The sequence below is a fragment of the Corallococcus sp. CA053C genome, from assembly GCF_003611675.1.
In the GTDB taxonomy this organism is placed as follows: Bacteria; Myxococcota; Myxococcia; order Myxococcales; family Myxococcaceae; genus Corallococcus.
On sequence record NZ_RAWA01000125.1, the window covers coordinates 1 to 23016 of the forward strand.

At 67.0% G+C, this 23016-nt stretch carries 21 protein-coding genes and 1 pseudogene; 8 read left to right on the forward strand and 14 right to left on the reverse strand.

What is annotated here, in order from left to right:
• On the forward strand, window positions 1–197 hold a 197-nt coding region (locus tag D7V97_RS45940; protein WP_233582936.1), incomplete at its 5' end, for a hypothetical protein.
• Between the two features lie 114 nt (window positions 198–311).
• Window positions 312–476: a hypothetical protein gene (locus D7V97_RS44685; protein WP_158623393.1), complete on the forward strand. Its 165-nt coding sequence runs from the start codon at window positions 312–314 to the stop codon at window positions 474–476.
• Window positions 477–599: 123 nt separating this feature from the next.
• Here D7V97_RS44685 and D7V97_RS18220 read toward each other — a convergent pair whose 3' ends face one another.
• Entirely contained in the window at window positions 600–1931 is a 1332-nt protein-coding gene (locus D7V97_RS18220) for an ELWxxDGT repeat protein (protein ID WP_233582937.1), read from the reverse strand.
• 545 nt (window positions 1932–2476) lie between these two features.
• On the opposite strand from D7V97_RS18220, the gene D7V97_RS18225 reads away from it, so the two are divergent.
• The gene (locus D7V97_RS18225; protein ID WP_120611922.1) at window positions 2477–2968 is read left to right on the forward strand and encodes a hypothetical protein; all 492 of its coding nucleotides are present in this window, start codon (window positions 2477–2479) and stop codon (window positions 2966–2968) included.
• A gap of 122 nt (window positions 2969–3090) precedes the next feature.
• Here the strand turns inward: D7V97_RS18225 and D7V97_RS18230 are convergent, their stop codons facing one another.
• The 8 genes from D7V97_RS18230 to D7V97_RS18265 form a co-directional block, all read right to left on the reverse strand.
• The gene (locus tag D7V97_RS18230) at window positions 3091–3378 is read right to left on the reverse strand and encodes a hypothetical protein (protein ID WP_120611923.1); all 288 of its coding nucleotides are present in this window, start codon (window positions 3376–3378) and stop codon (window positions 3091–3093) included.
• Between the two features lie 447 nt (window positions 3379–3825).
• Entirely contained in the window at window positions 3826–4182 is a 357-nt protein-coding gene (locus tag D7V97_RS18235; protein ID WP_120611924.1) for a hypothetical protein, read from the reverse strand.
• Window positions 4183–4347: 165 nt separating this feature from the next.
• Window positions 4348–5118, reverse strand: coding sequence for a hypothetical protein (locus D7V97_RS18240; RefSeq protein WP_120611925.1), 771 nt, complete (start codon window positions 5116–5118; stop codon window positions 4348–4350).
• Between the two features lie 144 nt (window positions 5119–5262).
• Entirely contained in the window at window positions 5263–5835 is a 573-nt protein-coding gene (locus tag D7V97_RS18245; protein WP_120611926.1) for a kelch repeat-containing protein, read from the reverse strand.
• Between the two features lie 358 nt (window positions 5836–6193).
• Window positions 6194–8011, reverse strand: coding sequence for a hypothetical protein (locus D7V97_RS18250; RefSeq protein WP_120611927.1), 1818 nt, complete (start codon window positions 8009–8011; stop codon window positions 6194–6196).
• Between the two features lie 18 nt (window positions 8012–8029).
• Entirely contained in the window at window positions 8030–12109 is a 4080-nt protein-coding gene (locus D7V97_RS18255) for a M4 family metallopeptidase (RefSeq protein ID WP_158623394.1), read from the reverse strand.
• Between the two features lie 349 nt (window positions 12110–12458).
• Window positions 12459–13622, reverse strand: coding sequence for a lytic polysaccharide monooxygenase (locus D7V97_RS18260; protein ID WP_233582938.1), 1164 nt, complete (start codon window positions 13620–13622; stop codon window positions 12459–12461).
• 62 nt (window positions 13623–13684) lie between these two features.
• A complete protein-coding gene (locus D7V97_RS18265; protein WP_199728850.1) occupies window positions 13685–14038 on the reverse strand; it encodes a hypothetical protein in 354 nt (117 codons plus the stop codon).
• A gap of 352 nt (window positions 14039–14390) precedes the next feature.
• Here D7V97_RS18265 and D7V97_RS18270 point away from each other — a divergent pair, with 352 nt between their 5' ends.
• The gene (locus tag D7V97_RS18270; RefSeq protein ID WP_120611929.1) at window positions 14391–14630 is read left to right on the forward strand and encodes a hypothetical protein; all 240 of its coding nucleotides are present in this window, start codon (window positions 14391–14393) and stop codon (window positions 14628–14630) included.
• 73 nt (window positions 14631–14703) lie between these two features.
• On the opposite strand, the gene D7V97_RS18275 is transcribed toward D7V97_RS18270, so the two are convergent.
• Window positions 14704–15903 (reverse strand): ISAzo13 family transposase, encoded by a 1200-nt coding sequence (locus tag D7V97_RS18275; RefSeq protein ID WP_120611936.1) that lies wholly within the window; start codon window positions 15901–15903, stop codon window positions 14704–14706.
• Window positions 15904–16097: 194 nt separating this feature from the next.
• Between D7V97_RS18275 and D7V97_RS44150 the strand changes: the two genes are divergently transcribed.
• Both D7V97_RS44150 and D7V97_RS44155 read left to right on the forward strand, forming a co-directional pair.
• Window positions 16098–16526 (forward strand): hypothetical protein, encoded by a 429-nt coding sequence (locus D7V97_RS44150; protein ID WP_147444860.1) that lies wholly within the window; start codon window positions 16098–16100, stop codon window positions 16524–16526.
• Window positions 16527–17045: 519 nt separating this feature from the next.
• Window positions 17046–17360, forward strand: a complete 315-nt coding sequence (locus tag D7V97_RS44155; RefSeq protein ID WP_147444861.1) for a hypothetical protein — start codon at window positions 17046–17048, stop codon at window positions 17358–17360.
• A gap of 202 nt (window positions 17361–17562) precedes the next feature.
• Here D7V97_RS44155 and D7V97_RS18290 read toward each other — a convergent pair whose 3' ends face one another.
• Together D7V97_RS18290 and D7V97_RS18295 are read right to left on the reverse strand one after the other, a co-directional pair.
• Complete coding sequence (locus tag D7V97_RS18290; RefSeq protein ID WP_120611932.1) at window positions 17563–17826, reverse strand: hypothetical protein; 264 nt, start codon at window positions 17824–17826, stop codon at window positions 17563–17565.
• Window positions 17827–17868: 42 nt separating this feature from the next.
• Window positions 17869–19488 carry an LVIVD repeat-containing protein gene (locus D7V97_RS18295; protein WP_120611933.1) on the reverse strand — a complete coding sequence of 540 codons (1620 nt, stop codon included), beginning with the start codon at window positions 19486–19488 and terminating at the stop codon, window positions 17869–17871.
• 379 nt (window positions 19489–19867) lie between these two features.
• Between D7V97_RS18295 and D7V97_RS18300 the strand changes: the two are divergent.
• Window positions 19868–19954: pseudogene (locus D7V97_RS18300) on the forward strand (glycoside hydrolase family 3 N-terminal domain-containing protein); the annotation flags it as partial.
• A 190-nt stretch (window positions 19955–20144) separates the two neighbouring features.
• On the opposite strand, the gene D7V97_RS18305 reads toward D7V97_RS18300, so the two are convergent.
• On the reverse strand, window positions 20145–20720 hold the full coding sequence (locus D7V97_RS18305) for a DUF1629 domain-containing protein (RefSeq protein WP_120611934.1): 576 nt from the start codon (window positions 20718–20720) through the stop codon (window positions 20145–20147).
• Between the two features lie 450 nt (window positions 20721–21170).
• Between D7V97_RS18305 and D7V97_RS18310 the strand changes: the two genes are divergently transcribed.
• Window positions 21171–22835, forward strand: a complete 1665-nt coding sequence (locus D7V97_RS18310; RefSeq protein WP_233582940.1) for a M4 family metallopeptidase — start codon at window positions 21171–21173, stop codon at window positions 22833–22835.
• On the opposite strand, the gene D7V97_RS18315 is transcribed toward D7V97_RS18310, so the two are convergent.
• Window positions 22796–23016: DNA/RNA non-specific endonuclease (locus D7V97_RS18315; protein ID WP_199728851.1), on the reverse strand; the 221-nt coding region annotated here is incomplete at its 5' end. The genes D7V97_RS18310 and D7V97_RS18315 overlap by 40 nt on opposite strands.

Consider the following 23016-nt stretch of genomic DNA (forward strand, 5'->3'; position numbering starts at 1 on the left):
CCACCCGCCCGTTCACCCTCACCGGTCCCACCGAGGTGCAGGGCCACGGCTTTGCCTCCGGTCCGGGGGATGCCCTCCGCTACGAGGTGGAAATCGAGGGACAGCGCATTCCGGGGTTCGTGGCGAAGGACCAGGATGCCAACCGTGGCACCTACCATTCGATGGAACGCATCAGGAGGCGGAGGTCCGCGCGCTGATGCCAGGACGCTTCCGGCTCATCGACGAGCTTCGTTCCCGCCCACCTCCCGCAGCGCAAGCCCCCTGGCTTCATCCGATACATCGACGGCAAGACCCAGCAGGAGGTCCGCCGCATGGATGGCTCCCAGGTTCCGGAGGCGCTCCAGTACGCGCAGGGCCCCAAGGGCTGGGTGCCCGTGGTGAAGGTCATCGCGCTGGAAGAGGGCAATCAGCGCACCCTGCGGGAGTATGGCCCGGAGGGCGAGCTGCTGCGTTCGACTGTGCAGGTGCGCCAGTAACGAACGGTTGCGCGGCAGCGAGGCGCTCCGTCGCGCGCTCCACCCCGCCTACTTCACCGGGGGCGCTGACCGCCCCCGGTGAGGGCCTTGCTGCTTCGGCGCGTGAGGCGGATGCGTCTGGCGTCACTCCCGCGCTTCGGTCAACCCCGGCGGGCAACTGAAGGAGGCCGGCACGGACCACAACTGGCGCAGGTGGGTGTCATCGTAGGCAGTGAAGAAGATGCGGTTGCCCGCGCGGGTGAACGAATCCGGCCCGGAGACGTCCGCCAGCTTGCCGGTCGTCGCCACGCTGCCCCGGGTGAAGTAGGGGGGGACGGGCCCCCCATACACCGGGTTGGCGCTGAACAGGACCTGTCCCGTGCCGGTGGCGAACACGGGGGACCAGTACTGGTCTCCTTGGAAGAGCGTGTCGTCGAGCTTGCGGGTCCCCGCGGCCGTTCCGTTGGTCGCCCACAGCGCCACGTTCACGGGCGCGGGGCCGGAGCTGCCGATGGCCAGGGAGAAGTAGAGGTCGCTTCCAGAGAGGGCCACGTGCTGCACGAAGGGATACGCGTCCTCACCCGCGCCGTAGGGGTTGGGCAGGGTGGTGATGAAGGTCTTTCCCCCGCCGTTCAACGAGAGGCGATCGATGCGCAGCCGCTTCGTCGTCGTGTTCTCCATGGACTCCAGGTAGACGGACGTTCCCAGCGTCCCGAGCAGTCCCACGGGCTTGCCGAACGCGTCCAGACGGAAGGTCCCCGCGGCGGTGCCATTCGTCTTCCACACCTCGTGGTTGGGGCCATCCTTCAGGATGAACACCCCCGGGTCTCCCGTGCGGTTCACCTGCGTGATGATGACGGGCTCCGCGTCCAGCTGCTTGAGGGACGTGGTCCCGGCCAGCGTGCCATCGGTGCGCCACAGCGTGGTGCCCGTGTCCTGGGAGAAGAAGAAGAGCAACGCATTGCCAACCTTCAACGTGTCGTAGCTCAGCCCGGAGAACCCCCTGAAGTTGCGCACCCGCAGCGTGCCCGTGGCCGTTCCGTCCGAGCGCCACAACTCCAACTGCTCCGCTCCTCCCGGCACCGGCACCCGGCGGAAGAAGACCAGCCGGCCGTTGACGTCGGTGGGATTGGACAGCGAGGAGCTGCCTGCACCGGGCGTGATGTCCTCGACCATCCGGGTTCCAGCTGCCGTCCCATCGCTGGTCCATAGCTCGTTCCCGGTGGCGGCGCTGTAGACCTGGAAGAAGAGCCTGTTGCCCACCGCGACCAGGTCCGTCGGCAGGGAGAAGCCACCGGGGGTCGAAGAAAACACCTTCACCTGGACGGTGCCCGCCTCCGTGCCGTCGCTGCGCCACAGGATTGCCTCAGTGTCGTAGGTGGTGGTGACGAAGTAGAGCGTCCCCTGGACGTTGGTGAGCTCCCCCACGAACTCTCCCAGGCCCGGAGTCATCACGACCTTCACCCGAGACGCCACCCCGGCGGGGCACGCCTGCGCGGTCACCTCTCGGGAGTCTTCCTCCACAGTGCTCCCGGGTGCGGCTTCAGCCGACAGGGGCACCGGCGCTCGTGACATTTCATCACCCTGCGAACCACCACAGCCCATACCCGCAAAACCCAACCACAGCAGGGAACCACAATTCCTTACGCCCATGTGCTCTCCTTCCGGCCCGAAGCGATCGAAAGGTGGGTTGCGAGGAATTGCCCTGCAAGACGTCCCCTGGGGATGGGGAGTGATTGCGAGCGGCCTTGTGTTTCGGCGAGGGCGCGCCCGTCACTCAGTCGGCGCTGAGTTCGTTGTGTGCGATTCGCGTGCCGCAGGGGGCAGCGTCATCGTGTTGCCGTCGTTGGAGATGGCTTCCCCCCGACCGGGGCGCGGTCGGGGCCCAATGAGGAGGAGGGGCTTCGCCGGCAGTCACGGCGCACATGCAGGGCGAAGAGAAGGCCTGTTGAGGGAGGGGGCTGGAGCAGAGGTGCCGAAGAGGGAGGCTGACGGGGGCCGCCGAGCTGTGCGCCAGGCCGGTGGAGAAGCAGGCGATCGTCATCTCTCCCAATCAGCGCATGCCCATCACCAACAGTGGCAATGGCTGGTTCAACGCCGCCACGTTGATGGCGCTGCTGGAGGACGCGAAGAAGAACTACCGGGTGGACGCGGACCGGGTCTACTTCACGGGCCTGAGCGGCGGTGCCAATACGAGCATCGAGCTGGGCCTGACCCAGACGGCCCGCCTGGCGGCCATCGTCCCCATCGCGCTCACCTCCACTCCGACCAACGACCCGAATGTCTGCGTGCTGAAGCCGCTGCCCATCTGGGCCTTCCATGGGGCGCTGGACACGCCGTCGCGCTCCACCAGCATCAAGGTCTGGCTGGACACGAAGTGCGGCGCGAGCGCGATGCGCGCCGTCACCGTCTACCCCAACGGTGGGCACAACGGCGCGACGTGGGACACGGCCTACGCCGACCTGTCCCTCTACGACTGGCTGCTGCAGCAGCGGATCAGCGACCGACAGTAGGCGTCATCACCCGCGGCTCAGGTGGGGGTGAAGCGCGTGGCCCCCGCGATGCCCGCGGCGATCAGTCCCCTTGGGACATCGGGCGCGCCCAGAGCACGTCATGCGGCCCAGGAGGTTGGCGGTCATCGCAACCGCTCCTCCTCTCCGTCGTAAGCACCCGACGTCACCCCGACCTCCAGCAGCCGGCGGGCGAGCTCGTTGGCCTGGCCGATGAGTTCCTTGCCATACTTCAGGTCCAGCCCGGCGCTCCGCCATGCCCGCAGGTTGTTGAGGAGCTGTTCGCCCAGCACACGTGTCTCGACGAGCGTCACCAGTGCCTCGCCCGCGACTCTTTCGCCCCAGAGGGCCTGCCCCACGCTCCTCGAGAAGAGGGCCGCCACCGAGCCCAGGCAGGTGAGCCCGCCCAGCACGTTGCGCAGCTGCGGGTACTGCTCGGCCAGCGAGAGCAGGAAGCTCGCGCCTCCGACGAGGGTGAGCAGCTGCCCGATGAGCCGGACCCCCTGGGAGCGCTTGGCCCGGCGATGCAGGGTTTCAGGAGGCGGGCCGAATTCGGCTTCAGCCTGGAGACATAACCCCGCCCCCGAAATTCAATTCCTGTGACAACGCCGAGGCACCCGATGATTCATGAGGCACGCTGCGCAAGCAGGACCACCTTCCCCGAACACAGGGGTTGGCGCCTTGCCCTGGGGGCCGTCCAGTGCCAGCCACCGCCAAGCCGGTGCAGAGGGACCGAGGAGTGGGACGCGAGGCGCGAAGGTGGACGGCCCCCATGACAGTGGACTGGCGACGCTCGCGAGCCGCCAGCCCACCGCGCACTTCATCCGATGTGGGGCCTTATCCGCCTCGGGCCTGGTCGCTCACAGACTGCAGATGACGGTGTTGTTGCCGCTCAGGTACGGAATGGTCTTGCTGCAGTTGTAGGAGCCGTACGTGTTGGTGACATGGTACGGCGACGGGCAGGTCGTGCCGCACGAGGTGAAGGACGAGCCCGTGTTGTTGTCGCACTGGACCGCGTTGTTGGTGTTGGTGCAGAAGCTGCCACACGAGCTGCTGCACAGGTAGGTCGTCGGGTGCTGGCCGCTCGGACAGTTCAGACCACAGTACTGCGTCAGTTCCTGCTGCGCCGACGCCATCGTGGGCTCGGTGCCGTCCTCCGCCTGCTCGGGGCCTCCGCACGCGGTCAGACCCAGGGCCAGCGCACCCACCAGAAGCATTCCCAATCGAGACATACGTCCACCTTTGTCGTTGTGTTGTGCTGCGTTGGTTGGAGGAGTGGGGTCGGCCGCATCACACCCGACCAGGTCGTGGGCAATGACGGACAGACCTCGATGCAATGCAAGACAGACCTTCGGCGTCAGCTGCTTCTTCTTGGCCGGGTGCTACCAGATGCAGGAGAGCTCGCCGGAGACGTTGAACACCGGAACTGGGGCCAGCGCGCCATCCGGAACGGCACTGTGCGCGGGGCTGGCCGTGACGGACTTCCGCATGGAGGTGTAGCTGCTGTTGATGTACCCCAGGTTGTACACGGTGCTGCTCGAACGCTCACGGAGGTTCGCTCCGCACCACGGCTCGTACGTGGTGCTGGCCAGCGTTCCCAGGGGAATCACCCTCACGCTGGACAACCCCCCGAAGTAGTCGAGGTCCGCCGAGGTGTTGACGGGGTACTTGGCGCCAGCCACCCAGAGATAGATCTGGCTCGTCGAGCGCTCCTGGACCAGGACGTTGTAGGAGTAGTTGATGAACGGCGCCCGCCAGTCGCTGTTCGGGATGTCATTGACCATCTTCCAGTCATCCCAGTAGGCCAGCTCCGTGGGCGACGGAATCCACCAGTACGCCTGCCCCACCACGACGTAGATCTCGGCGGTGCCCTTCTGGCGGATCAGCGTGCCGTCCATGGGAATCTGCGTGTAGGAATTGATGGTGGCCTGGGGCAGCGCCACGGTGGTGGCGCCGGAGTACAGGGAGTGCTGCGCGGGAGGGATGTAGAACCTGGCGCCACCCGCCACCAGGTAGCGGTTCGAGGTTTCGATGCCGAGCAGGACGTACCCGTCTGGCACGGACGTGTATCCCGCGAAGGCCTGGGCGCCGACAAGGCTCAGGCACACGGCGAGCCAGCGAGGGAGGATTGCAAGGAACAAGGCAGCACGCACGGGTTCGTCTCCGTTCAAGTGTGTGTTCGGAGAAGTACCGGGATTGGCGGACACGGGACATCTCCGTGCCGCCAATAGCGCCAGGCCCGTGGTGAAGCGGCCCCAGGCGTCCGTGAGCTGGCCGGACCCGCCGGGGGCCCGTCCCTATTGCGCGACGCAGCCGGGCTGCGTGATGAAGCAATTCGTGTTTGCCGCGCTGACGCAGAGGCTGTCCCAGGACGAGTTGCAGCAGAACGGATCGCGGGTGCACACGATGTTCGTGCACGCGCTGCAGCTCTTACTCAGCGCGGTGCCAGACGTGCACACGTCATGGGAGCAAGAGGCGGGAGCGCCCGTTCCACAGACGTTGTTGGTGCACGTCAGCCCCGAACCGCAGGTGCCGCAGCTCAGCGTGCCGCCACATCCGTTGGAGATCGTGCCGCAGGTCTTGCCCTGGGCGGCGCACGTCGTCGGCGTGCATGGGTTGGACAGGTCGAACACCTCGACGCTGGCCAGCGGCACCATGGAGCCCGAGCTGCTGGAGGCGGTACCGCCCAGGAACAGGACGCGGCCGTCCGGCAGCGCGACGGTGGGATGGCTCTTGCGCGCCTGGGTGAGCGCCCCCACCGAGCTCCAGGTGCCGGTGGTGGGCGTGTACAGCTCCACGGTGGTGTTGTTGTAGGAGCCGCCGGCCAGGACGATGCTGCCGGCCAGGACGATGCTTCCGTTGGGACGCATGACGGACGGCGCGGAGAAGGGCTCCTGGCCCGGGACACGAACGGCACGCCCCTGCCCGCGCTCATCTCGCTGAAGGAGGTCGGGCGCTTTCCCATGGTCCGCTACCAGGACGCCGCCCCGGGGGCACCCTCGTCCTCCGGGGCGTCGAACCCGGCGAGTACCTGCTGGATGCACGCGCGGCCGACCCGGACGAAGGGCCCCGCTTCACGCCCCGGAAGGTGCGGATTCCCCCCCGGGGCGAGGTGACCTTCACCGTGGAGGCCGCCCCTCCGTGAAGCCGCGGCCCCAAGCCGGCCCCCAATGAAAACGGCGGCCTTCCCCGGGGAAGGCCGCCGCTCTCACTGCTTCGGGCTCCGGACTACTGAGCGGTGGTGATGGTGCCCACCGCCACGTTGATGGCCTGCAGCGAGCCGGAGGCCGGCAGCGCGTGCGCCTTGAGGACGTTCAGCGGCACCACGGTGCCGGCCGGCGTCTCGGCGGTGGCCTTCACGGTCAACGCCACGGACAGCAGCGCGCCGGTGTACGCGTGCGCCGGAGCGCCCTTCTGGTACACGCCCACGCTCAGCGTGCTGCCCTTCACGGCCGACTTGAGCAACTGGGGCGCGGCGCCGAGGTCGTAGCCACCGTTGGCCACGTACTCAGAGCCGTCCACGGTGGACCAGGACGCGGTGGCCGCATCCAGCCCCAGCGTCAGGTCCGCGCCGCGGCCGGACTGGCCCGTGGGGCCTACCAGGTCCAGCACCAGCGTGTTGCCCGAGGACAGGCTGGCGTTGCGAACCAGGCGCCAGCCCGTACCCGTGGGGTCCACGTACTTCACCGTGCCGGCGACGGGCACGGTGATGATGGCGGAGTCCTTCTTCGACGCATCCGCCACGCTGGTGGCCGTCACGGTGTACGTGCCCGGCTTGTTCGGCGCCGTGTACGCGCCGGAGCTGGTGACGGTGCCGTTGGCCGAGCCGCCCTCGACGGCCCAGGTCACCGCGACGACGGAGGTGCCCGTGACTTCGGCCGTGAGGTTGACGACGGCCCCCTGCTCCACGGTGGCCGTCTTCGGAGTGACGCTCACCGCCACCGTCGGACCGACGACGGGGTCCACGGTGAGGGTGGCCGAGTCGGACTTCGTCGGGTCCGCCACGCTGGTGGCCGTCACGGTGAACGTGCCCGCGCGGCGCGGCGCCCGGTACACGCCCGTGCTGCTCACGGTGCCATTGTCGTCACCGCCCTCCACGGACCACAGCACCGCAGGGTTGTTGGTGCCGGTGACCTGCGCGGACAGGGAGAAGGCGGCATCCTGCGCCACCGTGCCCGTCTTCGGAGAGACAGTCACCACCACCGTCTCGACGACGACGGGGTCCACCCGGACGGTGGCCGTGGCCTTCTTCGTCGGGTCCGCCACGCTGGTGGCCGTCACGGTGAACGAGCCCGTCTTGCTCGGCGCGCGGTACACGCCCGTGCTGCTGACGTAGCCGTTCGCGTCGCCACCCTCCACGGACCACTGCACCGCGAGGTTGTTGGTGCCGGTGACCTCGGCCGTCAGCTGGACGGTGCCATCCCAGGTGGTGGTGGCCGACGTGGGGCTCACCGTCACCTTCACCTCCCCGACGACAACAGGCTCCACCGTGACGGTGGCGGAGCCCTTCTTCGTCGGGTCCGCCACGCTGGTGGCCGTCACGGTGAACGTGCCCGGCTTGTTCGGCGCCGTGTACCGGCCCGTGCTGCTGACGGTGCCGTTCTCGTCGCCGCCCTCCACGGACCACTGCACCGCGGTGATGGAGGAACCGGAGACCTCCGCCGTGAGGTCCGTGACGGTCCCCTGCCCGATGGTCACCACCTCCGGCGTCACCTTCACGATGACCGTCGGAGTCGGGACCGCCGCCACCTTGACGGTGGCCGTGTCCTTCTTCGAGGTGTCCACCGCGTTGGTAGCCACCACGGTGTACGTGCCGGCCTCGGCCGGCGCGGTGTAGATGCCCGAGCTGCTGATGGTGCCGTGGGAGTCGCCTCCCTCCACCGACCAGAGCACGCGCGGGTCCTTCGCGTCCTTCACCGAGGCGCTGAAGGTCGTCTTCTCACCGGCCTTCACCGTGACGGTCTTCGGAGTCACCGTCACCGGCCCCGTGTCGGGGTCGGTGCAGGCCGCCAGCGCCCCAATCAGGAGCGGAACAATGAGCTTCATCCACGTTTTCATGGGGGATTACCGTCCGAACTGGCTGACGAAGAGGGTGATGTCGTTGTCGTTCACAGAGCCGGCGCCGTCGAGGTTGGTCTCCTCGGAGCCGTTGGTGCCGTAGTCCTGCGCGAGCAGGCCCATGTCCTCTCCGTCCACGACGTTGTCGCCATTGATGTCGCCCGTGTAGACCTGGAGGGTCGCCACGGCCTTCGCCGTCGGTACCACGACGCTCGCCGCGGACACGTGGCACAGGCCACGGACCCCGGGCGCGGCGTAGACGCCGTCCGCGCTGACGGTGCCGCAGACGCGGCCCTCCGCCACGGACCAGCTCACCGCCGTGTTCACCACGTTCGCCACGTTCGCCTGCAGGGCGACGGAGCCACCCACCGGCACCACGTTCTGCGCCACCGCGAGCTCTACCGTGACGGGCAGGAGCGTGAAGGGGGTGGTCGCCTTGGACCAGTTGCCGTAGGCGTCGTACGCCACCGCCTCGAGGATGTGCTCCCCCGGCGCCAGCGGAATCAGGAACAGCGGCAGCGTGTACGGCTCGGACGAGGTCCGGCCCTTCAGAGCGCCGTCCACGTAGAACTCCACGTACGCAACGCCCGTGTCGTCGGTGGCCTCGGCCCGCATCGTGTAGGTCTCGAACAGGCCCTCCACGCTGGCGGTGATGTGCGGCGCGCCCTGGTCCTGGACAGTGGAGTTGCGCACCTCGAAGGTCACCGTGCGCTCCGTCGTGTTGCCCGCCTTGTCCGTGGCCGTCGCCTTGAACTGGTGCGGGCCGTTGGACAGGCTCTTCGTGTCGAACGCCGTCGCGTAGACGCCCTTGACGTCCGTGAACGAGCTCACCGGGGCGCCGTCCACCTGGAACGCGAGGCTGGAGGTCCAGATGTTGTCGCTCACGGTGGCCTTGAGCTGCACCGTCCCGTAGCTGCCCTCGACCGCCGCGGAGAGCGTGGGGGCCTGGATGTCCGCCTGGGTCGAGGTGACCAGGTTGACGTCGTCGAGGAAGAACTGGACGTCTCCGTCCGGCAGCTGCATGGCCGCCATCTGGTCCACGTCGAAGAACAACTGCACCGTCTGGCCCTTGTACGCGGTCAGGTCGAAGCGGTGCTGGATGTACTCCGCGTTGGTGTCATCCACGTTGGAGAGCGTCTTCAGCGTCGCCAACTCGGTGCCGGCGGAGTCCCGCACCTTCGCGCTGAAGGTGTGGTGGGGCACTGCGTCGGTGAACCCACCGTTGAAGATGCGCAGCCAGAAGCTGAAGATGGCCGAGGTCGAGGTCGCCGGGATGGCCACGGACTGACGGACGGAGTGCCGCACCGGACCCGCGGTCCAGAAGATGTAGAAGCGGCTGCCCGTGTGCGCGAAGGACGCGCTGCTGAAGATGCCCGTCGAGCCCGACACCGTCGTCGCGTTCGTCCAACTCGTGGAGGTCTCGAAGCTGGGATTGAGCACGCGCTGGGTGGCGGTGGTGTCCACGTAGAACGTCACCGGGGCAGAGTCACCCACGTTGCCGCCCGCGTCCGTGGCCCGGGCGACGAGCGTGTGCGCGCCGGCCGTCAGCGTGGAGAGGTTGACGACCCGGGTGAACGACTTGACCGAGTTGCCCAGGGACACGCCGTCGACGAGGAACTCCACCGCGTTGACGAAGCCGTTGTCGGACACGTCCGCGAAGTAGCCCACGCGCGTGCCGGAGATGAGCACGTTGGCCGTCACCCGGGGCGCCTCGGCGTCCGCCGCGTGGGTGACGCGCAGCGAGAAGTCATCCAACTGGAAGTTGGTGGCGAGCGAGGCGTTCTCACTGCCCTCCGCGAAGATGCGCACCGTCTGGCCCGCGTAGGCCGTCAGGTCCACGCTCTGCTGCGCATAGCCCAGCGTCGCATCCAGGTTGGACCACGTCGCCACCGTCCCCAGCACCGTGCCCGAGGTGTCGCGCACCTGCAGCGTCAGCGTGTCACGCACGGCGGTGGTCGTCGTCTCGGCGGTGGTGATGTTGAGGAAGAAGGTCAGCGCGGCCTTGGTGACGCCGGCGGGAATGGTGACGTCCTGCCACAGCCGGTCGATGTGCGTCGTGCCATAGCCGTTGAGCCACGCGAAGCCCTGGCCGGTGCGCGGGCCGGAGGAGACCGGGAAGTTGATGTTCGACGGCTCATCCGTCCAGCCCAGAGTGTCCTGTTCGAAGCCCGGGTTGATCAGGAGCTGATCGAAGCTGTTGGAGACGGTGAAGCTCACCGGAGCGGACGCGGTGGAGTTGCCGGCCGCGTCGAACGCGACCGCCACCAGCGCGTGCGCGCCGTTGGACAGCGAGGCGTCCAGCGGGAACCGGTACGGCTGGGCGAAGACGTTCCCCGCCAGGGCGCCGTCGACGTAGAACTCCACGCGGGCCACGCCGACGTTGTCGTCGGCCTGCGCCTGCAGTTGGATGTCAGGCGCGCTGCCAGAGGTGCTCGCGACGACGGTGGGGGCCGTGCGGTCGTCGTACGTACCGGCGGTGTAGCCCACGTTGATGGCCGCGAAGGCGTTCTGCACCGCGCGGTACTCGTTGGACTGGGAGCCGAAGAGGTCCGCCGCGGCCTGGAGGGCGCTGGTGCGGGCCGACATGTAGTTGGACGACGGGAACAGGTAGGTGGTGAGCGCGCGGTACCAGATGGCCGCCGCCTTGTCGTTGCCGATGCCCCTCGCGCCCGCGGGCAGGTAGCTGCTGGAGTAGTCGGTGCTGACGGCCAGCGGCTGCACGCCCTGGGACAGGAAGTAGAAGGCGCGGTTCATCGGGCCGCTGCTGTAGTGCACGTCGACGTTGCCGATGCCGGGGAACCAGGCGTCCGGGCTTGCGCCGTCCAGCGACGGGCGGAACATGACGCGCAGCGGGAAGTCGCTGAGCTGCTCGGCCATGAGCCAGTTGCCGCCGGTGTCACCAATGGTGCTGCCGCGGCCGTTGGCCACCCAGAACTCCGCCAGGGTGCCGAAGATGTCCGAGTTGGCCTCGTTGAGGCCGCCGGACTCGCCGTCGTAGATGAGGCCGGCTGTGTGCGAGGTGACGCCGTGGGTCATCTCGTGGCCCGTCACGTCGAGCACGCCCATGGACAGGAAGCCGCCGGCGGCCGGATACGAGCCGTCGCCGTAGCTCATGCAGAAGCAGTCGTCGCTCCAGAAGGCGTTGTCGTAGAGGTTGCTGGCGTGCACCCGGTTGTAGGTGGGCGAGCCGAAGCCGTCCACGCCGTCGCGGCCGAAGATCTTCTTGTAGAGGTCCCACGTCGCCAGCAGGCCGTAGTGCGCGCTGACGGCGGCCGTCTGGCCGTTGTCGCTCAGGGTGTTGTTGGCACCGACGATGTAGTTCTGCCCGTCGCCCCAGACGTTGTCGGCGTCCGTGTAGAGCGTCAGCGTGGGAATGACGCCGTTCTGCACGGCGGCGTGGTTGACGTCGTAGGTCCGGATGCCCTCGCCGCCGGCGCGCGTGACGTCGCGCAGCTCGAAGAGGCCCTGGGCGTTCTGGAAGACGTCCAACGAGACGTCACCGCTGTATTGCGAGTGGCCGAGGCCCTTGGCGGCGACCGTCTGGAGCGAGTTCCACTTCTTCAGCACGTCGCCCGACTGCGCGTCGATGATGAAGTCCGTGTGCTTGACGCCGTCCTTCGCGTTCTCCAGCTCGGTGTGCACGTGGTACGCGAGCCGGTAGCTGACGACCTGCGTGTCGAAGTCCGCCGCGTTCTGCTCCGCGACCGGCTTGCCGGGGTAGCGGTTCACGAGCCGCGTCTGGGGGTAGACGATGAGCTTGCTCTTCGGCGTGACGGCGAACTCGCCCTTGGGCGCCAGTTCCTGGGTGGCCTTCGTCACCGCGGACTTCGCGTCCAGCGTGGGCGTCACGCCCAGGCGGATGCCCTTGCGCAGGCCGTCGGTGGTGATGCGGATGTCCCCCGCGGACACTCCCTGGTGGGTGATGGCCATGGCGCCCCACACGGGGACGCCCTGGTATGTCTGCTCGAAGCGCGCGTGCGTCTGGCCAAAGGAGTCCGTGCTGGAGCTGGACAGTTGGAAGTCGTCCCGCGAGCCAAGCCCGAGCTTGAGGCTTTGCGCCTTCAGGTTTGCCAGGGATTGCGCCACACGGGCTGGCTCCCGGACCTGGAGCTGCATCAGCGTGGATGGGGCAACAGGGGAGAGTTTCTCAGCCGCGAGGGATGAGCTCGCCGAGAAGAGACCGGCGAGGAGCAGAGGCCACCGAGGCCACGGCTTGGGCATGGAATTGACTCCACAGCATGCAGGGGAACTCCCGCCGGCAGCACCCGTGGGGGCGTGCTGCCGCCGGAAGGATCACGCTCATGGCGGAGGGTCCGGACAGACGCAGACCTTTGCCCCCGTGCGTTCCATGTTCAGCGTAATTGTCCGCCAGTATACAGTGTCGAATTCTCAAAGAAATGGGGGAAGCCCTGATGGCCACAGGAAGCACGCGGAGTCATGCCATCTTCACGCGAAGTTCTGTGAGACATGTGACGCGCCGCAACCACAGATGACTTCGCCTGGCCTGGTTGGCGTGCTCCCACGCGTCCTGCCAGGCGATGCCCGTACCCGCCGTGTAGCTGTCGATGCCCGCCGAGTACTTGTATTGCGCGGACCCGCCGGTGCCGCCATCCGTGCCGCCGTCGCTGCCGCCGCCCGTGGAAGGCTTCTCGATGTCCACCTGGAACGAGTAGCCCGTCTCCTTCGCGTACACGCGGTTGCCCAGCGCGTCCTGCACCGGCGTCACGCTGCCAGTCGTCTGGAGCACGCCCACCTGCACGCGGCTGGAGCCCGCGTTCACCTGCTGCGCCAGCCGGTACATCCACGTGGCCGCGGGCGTGGCCGCGTCGAGCGTCAGCGGATACGACTCGGCGTCGCGGCCCGCGCTGTCGAAGAGGCGGAACGTCACCTTGCTCGCCTTGGGCAGGTCCTCACGCGCCTGCACCTGGCCCAACTCCTTCCACGACACCGGCGGGGGCGGCGTGTTGCTGAACTTCACGTCCGTGCAGGCGTAGAAGGCCTCCGGGCTGTCCGCACGCTGCCAGATGGCGTAGATGACGTGCGAGCCCGTCCGGGTCGCCGGGAAGGGGCAGTTGAGCCGGTAGCGGTTGTTCACCGCGGACACGTTGGTGACATTGCAGAACGGCGTCGACTCCAGGTCCGACCACTTCAGGGGCAGCGCCGGGTTGTAGCCCTCCTTCGTCACGAAGAGCTGGAAGTAGCCCGTTGCGTGCACCGCGGTGGCGTGGAAGACGAACTCGAAGCGGCCGCTGCTGTCCGGCGTAATCAGCGTGGACGGCCAGTCCGTGCGCGCCAGGTCCAAGCCCTTGTGACTCTCATTGGCGGCGCTGCACAGCTTGCCGTCGGGGATGATTTCGCGGTGACGCCCGTTGGCGGCGCCCTGCCGGACGCCGTTCCAGTCATACAGCGCCTGCGTCCCACCGGTCTGCACCGCGGCCTTGCACGCGGCGGACTTGGGACTCTCCGGCCCTTCCTTGAAACATCCATAGACACGGCTCAGCGGCACTTCCATGGAGCCGTGCGCCGCCGCCGGACCGGCGGACAGCAGGGAGACAAAAGCGAGCGATGCGGTGAAGGCCTTGCGGATTGCTGGGAACATCCCTTCCTCCTCTGTTCGAAAACAAAGGAGGAAAGGCGGAGGCGAATCGGGTCAACGGCCGCTCAAGCCAGCAACTCCGTCAGCAGGCCCTTGGGCATCGTGGGGTCGCCGAAGTCGTCCAGCGGCCCGCCGGCCGCGTTCTTCAGGCCCACCGCGGCGCCAATCGTGTTGAGCATCTTGTTGAGGTTGGGGTTGCTGTTGCCGCCGGCCGCCGTCACCGCCACGCCCTGCTTGAGGTAGCCGTTGCAGCTGCCCGCCAGGATGAACGGGATGTGGCGCGCCGAGTGCGCCGGCTCGTTGCCCAGGTCGTTGAACCAGACGGACACACCCTGGTCGACCAGCTTCTTGCCGTTCGGCAGGGAGTACGCCGCCAGCTGATCCAACAGGTAGTTGAAGGTCTGCGCGAACTGACGCATCGGGCGAAAAGAAGGCCTGTTGAGGGTGGGGGCTGGAGCAGAGGTGCCGAAGAGGGAGGCTGACGGGTGCCGCCGAGCTGTGCGCCAGGCCGGTGGAGAAGCCGTGCAGCCCTGATGGGGCACACGCCCGCTCAGGCCGCGCTCCCCTCAGGGGCGCCTGCCTCCACACCTGCCGCGGGCGAACACGTCCAGCGCGAAACTCCTGCTTGAGCAACCCGGCCCCATCCAGCCGCGGCGTGCGCTCCTGGGGCGGCTCCTGTCTCGTCGCTGCTAAAGGCAGCTCGCTTGCCTCTTCCGGCTTCGCCTCTGCCTCCGCTTGAGGGAGCTGCTCCTGCAGGGGCGCCTGCTCGGGGTGGTCTACCTCGACCACCGGCTGGCCCGCGGGGTGTTTGGCCGCGAGGACGAGCTCATCTTCGTGGCCATCGCCAACCACATCTCGGTCGCGCTGGAGACGGCCCGGGCGGCGCGGATGCAGCTCGAGCGCGTCTCATTGGAGCGCGACCTCAAGGCGATGCACCAGCAGGCGACCACCGACGCGCTCACCGGGCTGAAAAACAGGCGGGCCCTCATCGTAAACTGCCATAGTCAATGAAGCAGTTGGCCTCTCTTGGCCCAGCTTGGCTGCCGGTGGTAGCTCGACTTGGGAACCACGCAGAAATAAAGTTTCAGTTTGGCCGGAGGGTGTAGTTCCACTCGCTGTGGAAGTTGGAGCGCTCGAGGTGGAGGGCATCCATCTGCTCGCGGCTGACGTCGACGCCTATTGGATAGGAGCGCTTGTCGAGCGCGGCGTGCACGCGCAGTCCCTGATGTGTCGCGGTGGCGGCGATGAGGTTGACGACCACCTCGTAGCTGACGAGCGGGTGCCCACGCCAGTTTTCCACGATGTGGCAAAACATACGGTGCTCGATCTTGTTCCACTTGCTCGCGCCGGGTGGGAAATGACAGATGGAAATGGAGAGGCCGGTATCGCTTGCCAGCTTTTGCAATTCAACTTTCCACAGTCGAGCACGAACGCTGTTGCTGCCCCCGGCGTCCGCCGTCACAAGCAACTCCCGGGCTTTCGGATAGCGTCGGTGCCCCATGTGCTGCCACCAGGCGCGGATGCTGGCAACGGCGAAGGCAGGCGTGTCGTGGTCCAAGCCCACATTCACCCAGCCGGAGTTGGCACCCGCATCATAGACGCCATAGGGGATGGCCTTGCCCTCCGCTTCGTCAGGAAAGTCGTAGATGCCAACCTCCTTGGGCTTCTTCTTCCGCTCCCACTCCCGTCCGCCTTGCCGGAAGAGGGCCACCAGCTCCTTCTTCTTGGTGTCCACAGAAATGACCGGCTGGCCCTGCGACTGGAAACGCTGCACCTCTTCGGCGATGTGGCCAAATTGCGCGTCTCTGTCCGGGTGCTGTGCGCCCTCATGCACCTTGCGGTTGGACTGCAGGCTGTACCCCATGCCGTGTAGCAGGGTGGCCACAGTGCGCGCACTCACCGGGTGCCCCTGTTGCTGGAGTTCCTCCGCCAGGTGGTACGTGGACTTGCACGTCCAGCGCAGCGGCGAGGTGGGGCTACCGCGCGTCACAGGTGAAACAAGATGGCGCAGATCCTTCGTGAGACTCCCATCCTCCTTCGTGAGAGGCTTCCGGCCACCGCCGGGACGGCGCTGCCGGTCGGGTGATAACTTGAGCCCCTCGTCTATTTCACGGATGCCCTTGCGGATAGTCGGCAAGGAAACCCCTGTCGCACGCGAGACGCGCGTCGCTCCGCTTCGACCGAGCGCCCGCGCCTCCGCGGCCACCCACCTCCGCCGGACGGACTCGGTGAGTCCGCCCTCAAGCGCCTGGTACTTTGCCGCGATGACTTCTTCCATGTCCATGCCTGCATTGATGGGCACGGCATCGGGCACCCGCAAACTGAAACATTATTCCTGCGCGGCTCTTTAGTCAGTCCAGTGTGTACTCGAGGTGACTACATGCTTGCATAAGTGCTCGAAATGACGTCTAAATCGTTCAGCACGGCGCTCGCTTTGAAGCGCACCCGTCTCATCTCAAACAACCAGGAGCACCCATCTTGCAGACTCAAAATCGCCGCAACCTCACCACTGGATTCGCTGTCCTTGGCCTGTCCCTCCTGCTCTCGGCTTGCGGCCCCGAGGCGAACGGTGGCTCCCCCGATGAGCTTGGAACGGTCACCGGCGCCTCGAGCGGCAGCAGCGGCGGTGGCAGCACCGGCACCTGGCCGTACCCCGTGCCCACGGGATGTGTCTCGATCTCCCCGACCCAGTGCCAGACCAACGTGGGCCACTATGACGTGACCGAGGCCACGCAGAGCCTGGATGCGAACATGGCGGCGGCCGGCTGGACCAAGCGCTACTCGCCCGTCTGCCGCAGCAACATCGGCTACAACAAGGGCTCGACCAACGTGTGCTACCGGGTCGGCGTTGTCACGGACGCGAACTTCCAGTCCATCGGATCCCAGTGGAACGGGTTCATCGGCTGAATTGAAGTTTGAAGCGCCCCCGAGCCGGTACGAGACCCATCGCGTCTCATACGGGCTCGTCGTTTTTGGGGCCGGCTACCCGCTCGCGAGCCCCTGCTTGAAGGCGGTCAGGCGGTCACCGGTGAGGACCGTGGCGACGCCTCCGTTGCTGTTCCAGCGTATAGGCAGGATAGTACTACTCGGTCGCATCGGGCGCGTCCTGAATGGAGAGCCATCATAGAAGGCGCGCCGCCGTGGTGGAGGCCACCCGTGGCTGGAAGTCACGTTTCTTGGAGGCGCGACACGGCCGGGTGAAGCTCGCGAAACCCTTCACCCAGGTGCGACACGATGCCCCTCCTTCAATTCTTGAGGAACACGACTGGCGTTGGCTCCCAGGGGCAGCGCGGCACGTTCACCCGGTACCGGGGCGCCCCGCAGACGCACCAGGACCTCACAGCCCTGCTCGCGAACAGGCACGTGGCCCATCTCAGGCCAGCGACCGCTGCCGGCGCGCTGGCGGCCGGCAACTGGCGGCTCACCGTGATCATCCAGCTCTATCACAACACCAATACATTGGCGATCGCGGGGCAAGGAGGGCATGTGAGCCTCTTTCTCTGGAACCTCGCCACCGCGCAATCACTGTCGTTCCACATGGCGATGGGCCGTGGTGCGAACGGTCACCCGGTGCTCGGCGGCGCGCTCTATCCGTTCGAACCGCGGCTCATCTACCAGCTCACCAAAAGGAATTGCACTGACTACCACGCGGTGTACCCCATGCCGTGTAGCAGGGTGGCCACAGTGCGCGCACTCACCGGGTGCCCTGTTGCTGGAGTTCCTCCGCCAGGTGGTACGTGACGCATCGGGGGAATAGAAGGCCTGTGGAGGGTGGGGGCTGGAGCAGAGGTGCCGAAGAGGGAGGCTGACGGGTGCCGCCGAGCTGTGCGGCAGGCCGGTGGAGAAGCCGTGCAGCCCTGATGGGGCACACGCCCGCTCAGGCCGCGCTCCCCTCAGGGGCGCGGCAGGGGGCTTGGGCATGGGGGCCACCGCGGCCTGGCGCTCAACACCCCGCGTTCTGGGGTGGCCCCCGTGCTGGGGACAGTCTCCCAGGCAGCGTGAGCAGGCCGCCCAGCCCGGACAGGAAGCCCGTGGTGAACAGCTTCCCCGTCTCCCAGCGGATGAGCGCGTCGATGCGCGCCTCATGGTCCGGGTAGCGCGTGTCCCGCAGGTACTCGTCCGCCAGCCCCGTCGCGCTGCACAGCGGGCCCAGGCTCTCGAAGCCCGCGTCCAGGACGGCGTTCACGACTTCCAGCGGCTTCGACATGCGTCCACCTTTCGCCTTGAGCCTGGAGCGGGCCTCGACCACTCAGAGCTCGTTGAAGATGAGCAGCCCGCGTGAGCTGTCCACCGCGTAGACATACCCGTCGCCCGGGACGCGCATCCCCATGACGCCTTCGTAGACGATGGCCAGCCGGTTCCGGTCGGTCTCACGGTAGGCGTTGAAGTAGGCAATCTCCTTGGGGAGCGTGGGATTGGCCACGTCGAACACGCGCACGCCTTCCTGGTACCAGGCCACGTACAGCCTGGTGCCCTTCAGGATCATGTTGTGGATGGAGGTGATGGGGCGCAGCCGGTGCTCGCCGATGAGCTGGATGTTCGCCGGGTCGGTGACATCCAGCACGCGAAGGTGCGCGCCCTCCTGCTCACTGCCCTCGAACGCGATGGTGCGGCCCGAGAAGGTTCCCACCGCGCTGGCATGGCTGTATTGCCGGTTGTAGTGGTACTTGCCCAGCTCCTTGACCTGCATCGGGTCGCTCGGGTCGGTGACCAGGAAGCCGATGTCCGTGTGGTTGATGTAGAGGCGGCCCTCGTAGGCGAAGGAGTCGTGCGGATAGCTGGTGACGAACTCCTCGGACGTGAAGACGACGCGGTTGAGCAGGACGGGGTCTCGCGGGGACGTGATGTCGAAGATGATCGTCTGCGCGGGCCGCAGCGCCATGGCGTAGAGCCGGTTGCCATCCACGAACAGGGTGTGGACATTCGTGGGCGCGCCGCCAGGCACGCTGCGGATGTAGGTCGGATCCCCCGGGTTTGAAATGTCATACAGGATGACGCCGGAAGCCTTGGTGGCGACGTAGAGGACGTCGTCCTTGGCCCACGCGGCGTTCCAGTACCCGTCGCCCGGCAGGGAGATGACCTTCTTCAACACGGGGTGGCCACGGTCGCTGACGTCGAAGACCGTCAAGCCTCCCGCGGGCATGTCCGGCTTGAGCTGGATGGACACCACGTAGGCATGGTTCTTCGTGACGTAGACATCCACGGGGAAGCCAAGGTCGACGGCGGACTCGGAGACGAGGTTCAGGCCCCCGGAGGACTCGGCCTCACCGCGGCTCAAGACCAGGCGGTCCGCGTCGAACGTCCCCTTCTCCGTGAGCACGCCGTTGGTGCAGACCGCATAGCAGCCGGTGATGTGGTGGGGCTGGGGCACGTCACAGCCCGCCAGCGCGGTCTTGATGGCCACGCCCCGGGTCGTGGTGAAGACGCTCGTGAGGAGCATGCCCTGGTCATCGAACTGCTGCCGGGTGAAGCGGTCGAAATTCGAGGTTCCGGTGCCGCCCCCTTCCGGGAGCATGAGGCCGGCTCCGCTCCATGGGTACTCGCCGGATTCCGGTCGCAGCTCGGTCTGGTAGATGCCGTGTCGTGACGCCGTGCGGAGCGCGCTCGGGTTGCATTGCGACAGGTTGAAGAGGGCCGGGGTGTCGCAGTCGATCTCGGTTCCAAGTGGAGGGGTGAACTCGCAAGGGGCGAAGACGCCGCGGTCAATCCAATCGCTCTTCTCCTCGATGGGGGTGGATTTGCCGTCCCAGGCTTCATCGGGGGGAGTGCCGGCATCCGGCGTCACCTGGGGATCGTCGTCACACCCCGCGGCGAGGGCGAGGAGGACGACGGTGAGGTACACCCATGACGGCTTCGAACTTGGTGTCATGGGTGAAGGAGGCCCCGGTGAGGGGAGTGATGCAAAATGAGGACGCATCATGCGAAGAGAAGGCCTGCTGAGGGTGGGGGCTGGAGCAGAGGTGCCAAAGTGGGAGGCTGACGGGTGCCGCCGAGCTGTGCGCCCGGCCAGTGGAGAAGCCGTGCAGCCCTGATGGGGCACACGCCCGCTCAGGCCGCGCTCCTCTCAGGGGCGCCTGCCTCCACACCTGCCGCAGGCGAACACGTCCAGCGCGAAACTCCTGCTTGAGCAACCCGGCCCCATCCAGCCGCGGCGTGCGCTCCTGGGGCGGCTCCTGTCTCGTCGCTGCGAAAGGCAGCTCGCTTGCCTCTTCCGGCTTCGCCTCTGCCTCCGCTTGAGGGAGCACGACCTGCTCCGCAAGGAGCTGGGCTTCGACGGCGTGCTCGTCTCCGACGACCTGGAGATGAAGGCCATCGCGGTGAACAGCTCCGTGAAGGTCTTCGCCGTGGACAGCCCCAGGGCGTTCTCCACGGTGGCGACGACGGTGGACTGCGCGCCCGGCGCGATGCAGGCCGGCGCCAGCCACACGACGAAGGTGCGCCTCGCGGTTGAAATCGGGCGAGCATCCAGGCGTGACGCAGGGGGGCCGTACTCCGGCGGGAGCGCGATGCACGCTCGGAGCGGCCTCAGCCCGCCCAGTCTTCCGGTTCCAGGAAGGTGAGCGTCGAGATGCCAGCGGCTTCGATCGCGTCCTTCACCGAGGCATGCACGACGATCGCATTCACCGACTCGGCCAACCTGAACATCAACGCGCCTCGCGTCTTGTCCAGGTCGACCGCCAGCGAGTCGATGTCGGCGGAGCTCATTCGCTCCTTCCCCCCTGCCGCGAAGCGGGTCTTGCCCGCGTCGGCCGCCGCGATCTTGCCGACGAGGTTGAAGGCGACGAAGTCCCGGTACACTGTGCCGTCCTCAGGGTCCGTCAGCTCCACGGCATAGGCATCGAGATTGTCCACGCCGGCCCGCAGCAGGACTTCGTGCAGGCGCTTGGACATCACCGTGATCGGCGTGAGCCACAGCTCGCCGAGCACCCACCCTTCCTCGTCGGTGCCTCGCAGCTTGAGGGGAATCGGCGTTGGCGGCTGCTTGTCGAAACGCACGCCTGTCATCCAACTGCGCAGCGGGTGGTCACGCGTATAGGCCAGCCGGGCGCGGTAGCCGACGTCGGGGTCTTCCGCTCCCAACACGTAGTAGGACTCTGGCATTCGGACTCGCTCCTGGGGGCCTTTCCCCCAGTGTGTCACCGCCCTCAGCCCGCTGCGAGCCCCAACGCACGGAGGGCCTCCGTGGAGGCTTTGCACGCATTTTGTACCTTCGGGTCAACGACCCTGGAGTGCTCGCGCGGCGGCTCTCCAATCGAAACAGGACTCCCAGTGCGTCTATACTTACCGGGGATTGAACGTCCTTCCGGGGGTACTGCATTGGCCTATCGAGTCTTGAGGATGTGTGGCGCGGTCTGGCTGGGAGCCTCGCTGACGGTTTGCGGGAGCCGGGCCCCCGCCGGAGATGACGAAGCACTGGCCCGCGCCCCCGAGAAGTTAGGTGCGGACATCCAGTCCTCGTTGAGCGCGCTCACCCGTGCCTCCGTGCGCGGAGTCCACGCGGATGGCATCCCAGACACCCTCCAGGGGGAGCTGGGGCGCTTGGAGCCAACGGTGTCCGCCCTGTCGTTGGAGCAGGCGGCGGCGCCAGCGGTGGCCGCAGTGGCCCCCGTGTTCCGGCTTCGGGCGGAGGACCTGGTCCTCCAAAGGGCGCGCCGGGACACCGCGGGCAATCACCATCTTCGCTACCGGCAGACGAAGAATGGCTTGGACGTCATCGGAGGAGAGCTCCTCCTGCACGCGCGTCCGGACGGCACCGTGTTCATGGTGAATGGATCCGCGCGTGACGGCGTGAGCGTCTCCGCGCGTCCCCAGGTGACGGCCGCTGTCGCGGTGGAGGCCGCGCTGAAGGACACCCGGGGGACGGGCCTGTCCATCCAGGGCGAGCCCCGCCTCGTGTACGTGCGTACCGAGGCGGGACCGTTGCGGTTGGCCTGGGAGACTCGCGTGGCCGGTGAAGGAGCGGACATGCCGCTCCGGGACCGGGTCTACGTGAGCGCGACCGACTCGACGGTCCTGCTGCGCGCGCCGGAAATCCACGGCCTCCTCAACCGCAAGGTGTACAGCTTCAACGGCACCCTTCCGGGCAAGCTGGTCCGCGTGGATTGGCCCTCGTATGACAGCATTGTCGACGCGAACTTCGACATGCTGGGCTACATGTACAACTGCTACAAGGTCAACTTTGGCCGTGATTCGTATGACGGCTCGGACCACACGATCATCAGCACCGTGCACTACCTCAATCAGTACGCGAACGCGTACTGGGATGGGAACCAGATGGTGTATGGCGATGGTGATGGGGTGAACGCCGGGCCCCTGGGCATTGATGGCGACGTCACGGTGCACGAGCTGACCCACGCCGTCACGGAGAGCGAATCCAATCTCACGTTCGCGGGGCAGTCCGGTGCGCTGAGCGAAGGCATCTCCGACACCTTCAGTGCCTATTGCCAGAGCTGGCAGTCGGGCACCTGGAGCACCGCCGCGGATGTCTGGAAGATTGGCGAGGGCATCTGGACGCCCCCCATTGCCGGGGATGCGCTCCGCTACATGGACGACCCCGTCAAGGACGGAGACTCCATCGACTACGCGTCCGACTACACCTCCAGCACGGACGCGCACTACGGCTCGGGCATACCCAACCTGGCATTCGCGCTGCTGTCCAAGGGCGGCACGCATCCGCGCGGGCGGTCCAGCATCCACGTACCGGCCATCGGCGTTCAGCGGGCGGGCGGCATCTGGTACAAGGCCAATACGGAAATCTTCGTCAGCAGCACGACCTTCGAACAGGCGAAGGCGTGGACCCTCATGACCGCCTCGCTCCTGGGCTATGATCAGGCCAACCAGGATGCGGTGAAGGCGGCATGGGAGGCGGTCGGTGTGGGCGTCAACCCGCAGCCGCCTCCGCTCGCCATCGCGCTGGAGAACGGAGTGCCGGTGACGGGGCTTTCCGGGGCGGCCACGTCCAAGGCGCTGTACACACTCGACGTACCGGCGAACAAGCAGGTCGTCTTCACCCTCAGCGGTGGGACGGGTGACGCGGACCTGTATGTCCGCTTCGGCGAGGTGCCCATCCCCACGTATGACTGCCGCCCGTACCTGAGCGGCAACGCGGAGACGTGCACACTGCCGGCACGTGCCACCGCCGGGAAGTACTACGTCATCGTGCACGGCTTCGCGGCCTACGCGGGGGTGACGCTCCAGGGCCAGTATTCGCCGTGAATCAGTATCGTCATGTTGTTGGGGACGAGCGCGGTGGAGTTCGGAGAGTTCGCACCGATGGCGTAGCGCAACCAGCCGCTCGGCAGGCTCCCACATTTGGCCATCTTGTTTTCGAGCTGCACCCAGTTGCCACGGTTGAAGTTGGCATCCTGCGGCACAAGGTTCGCCCGCCCTCCCCAGC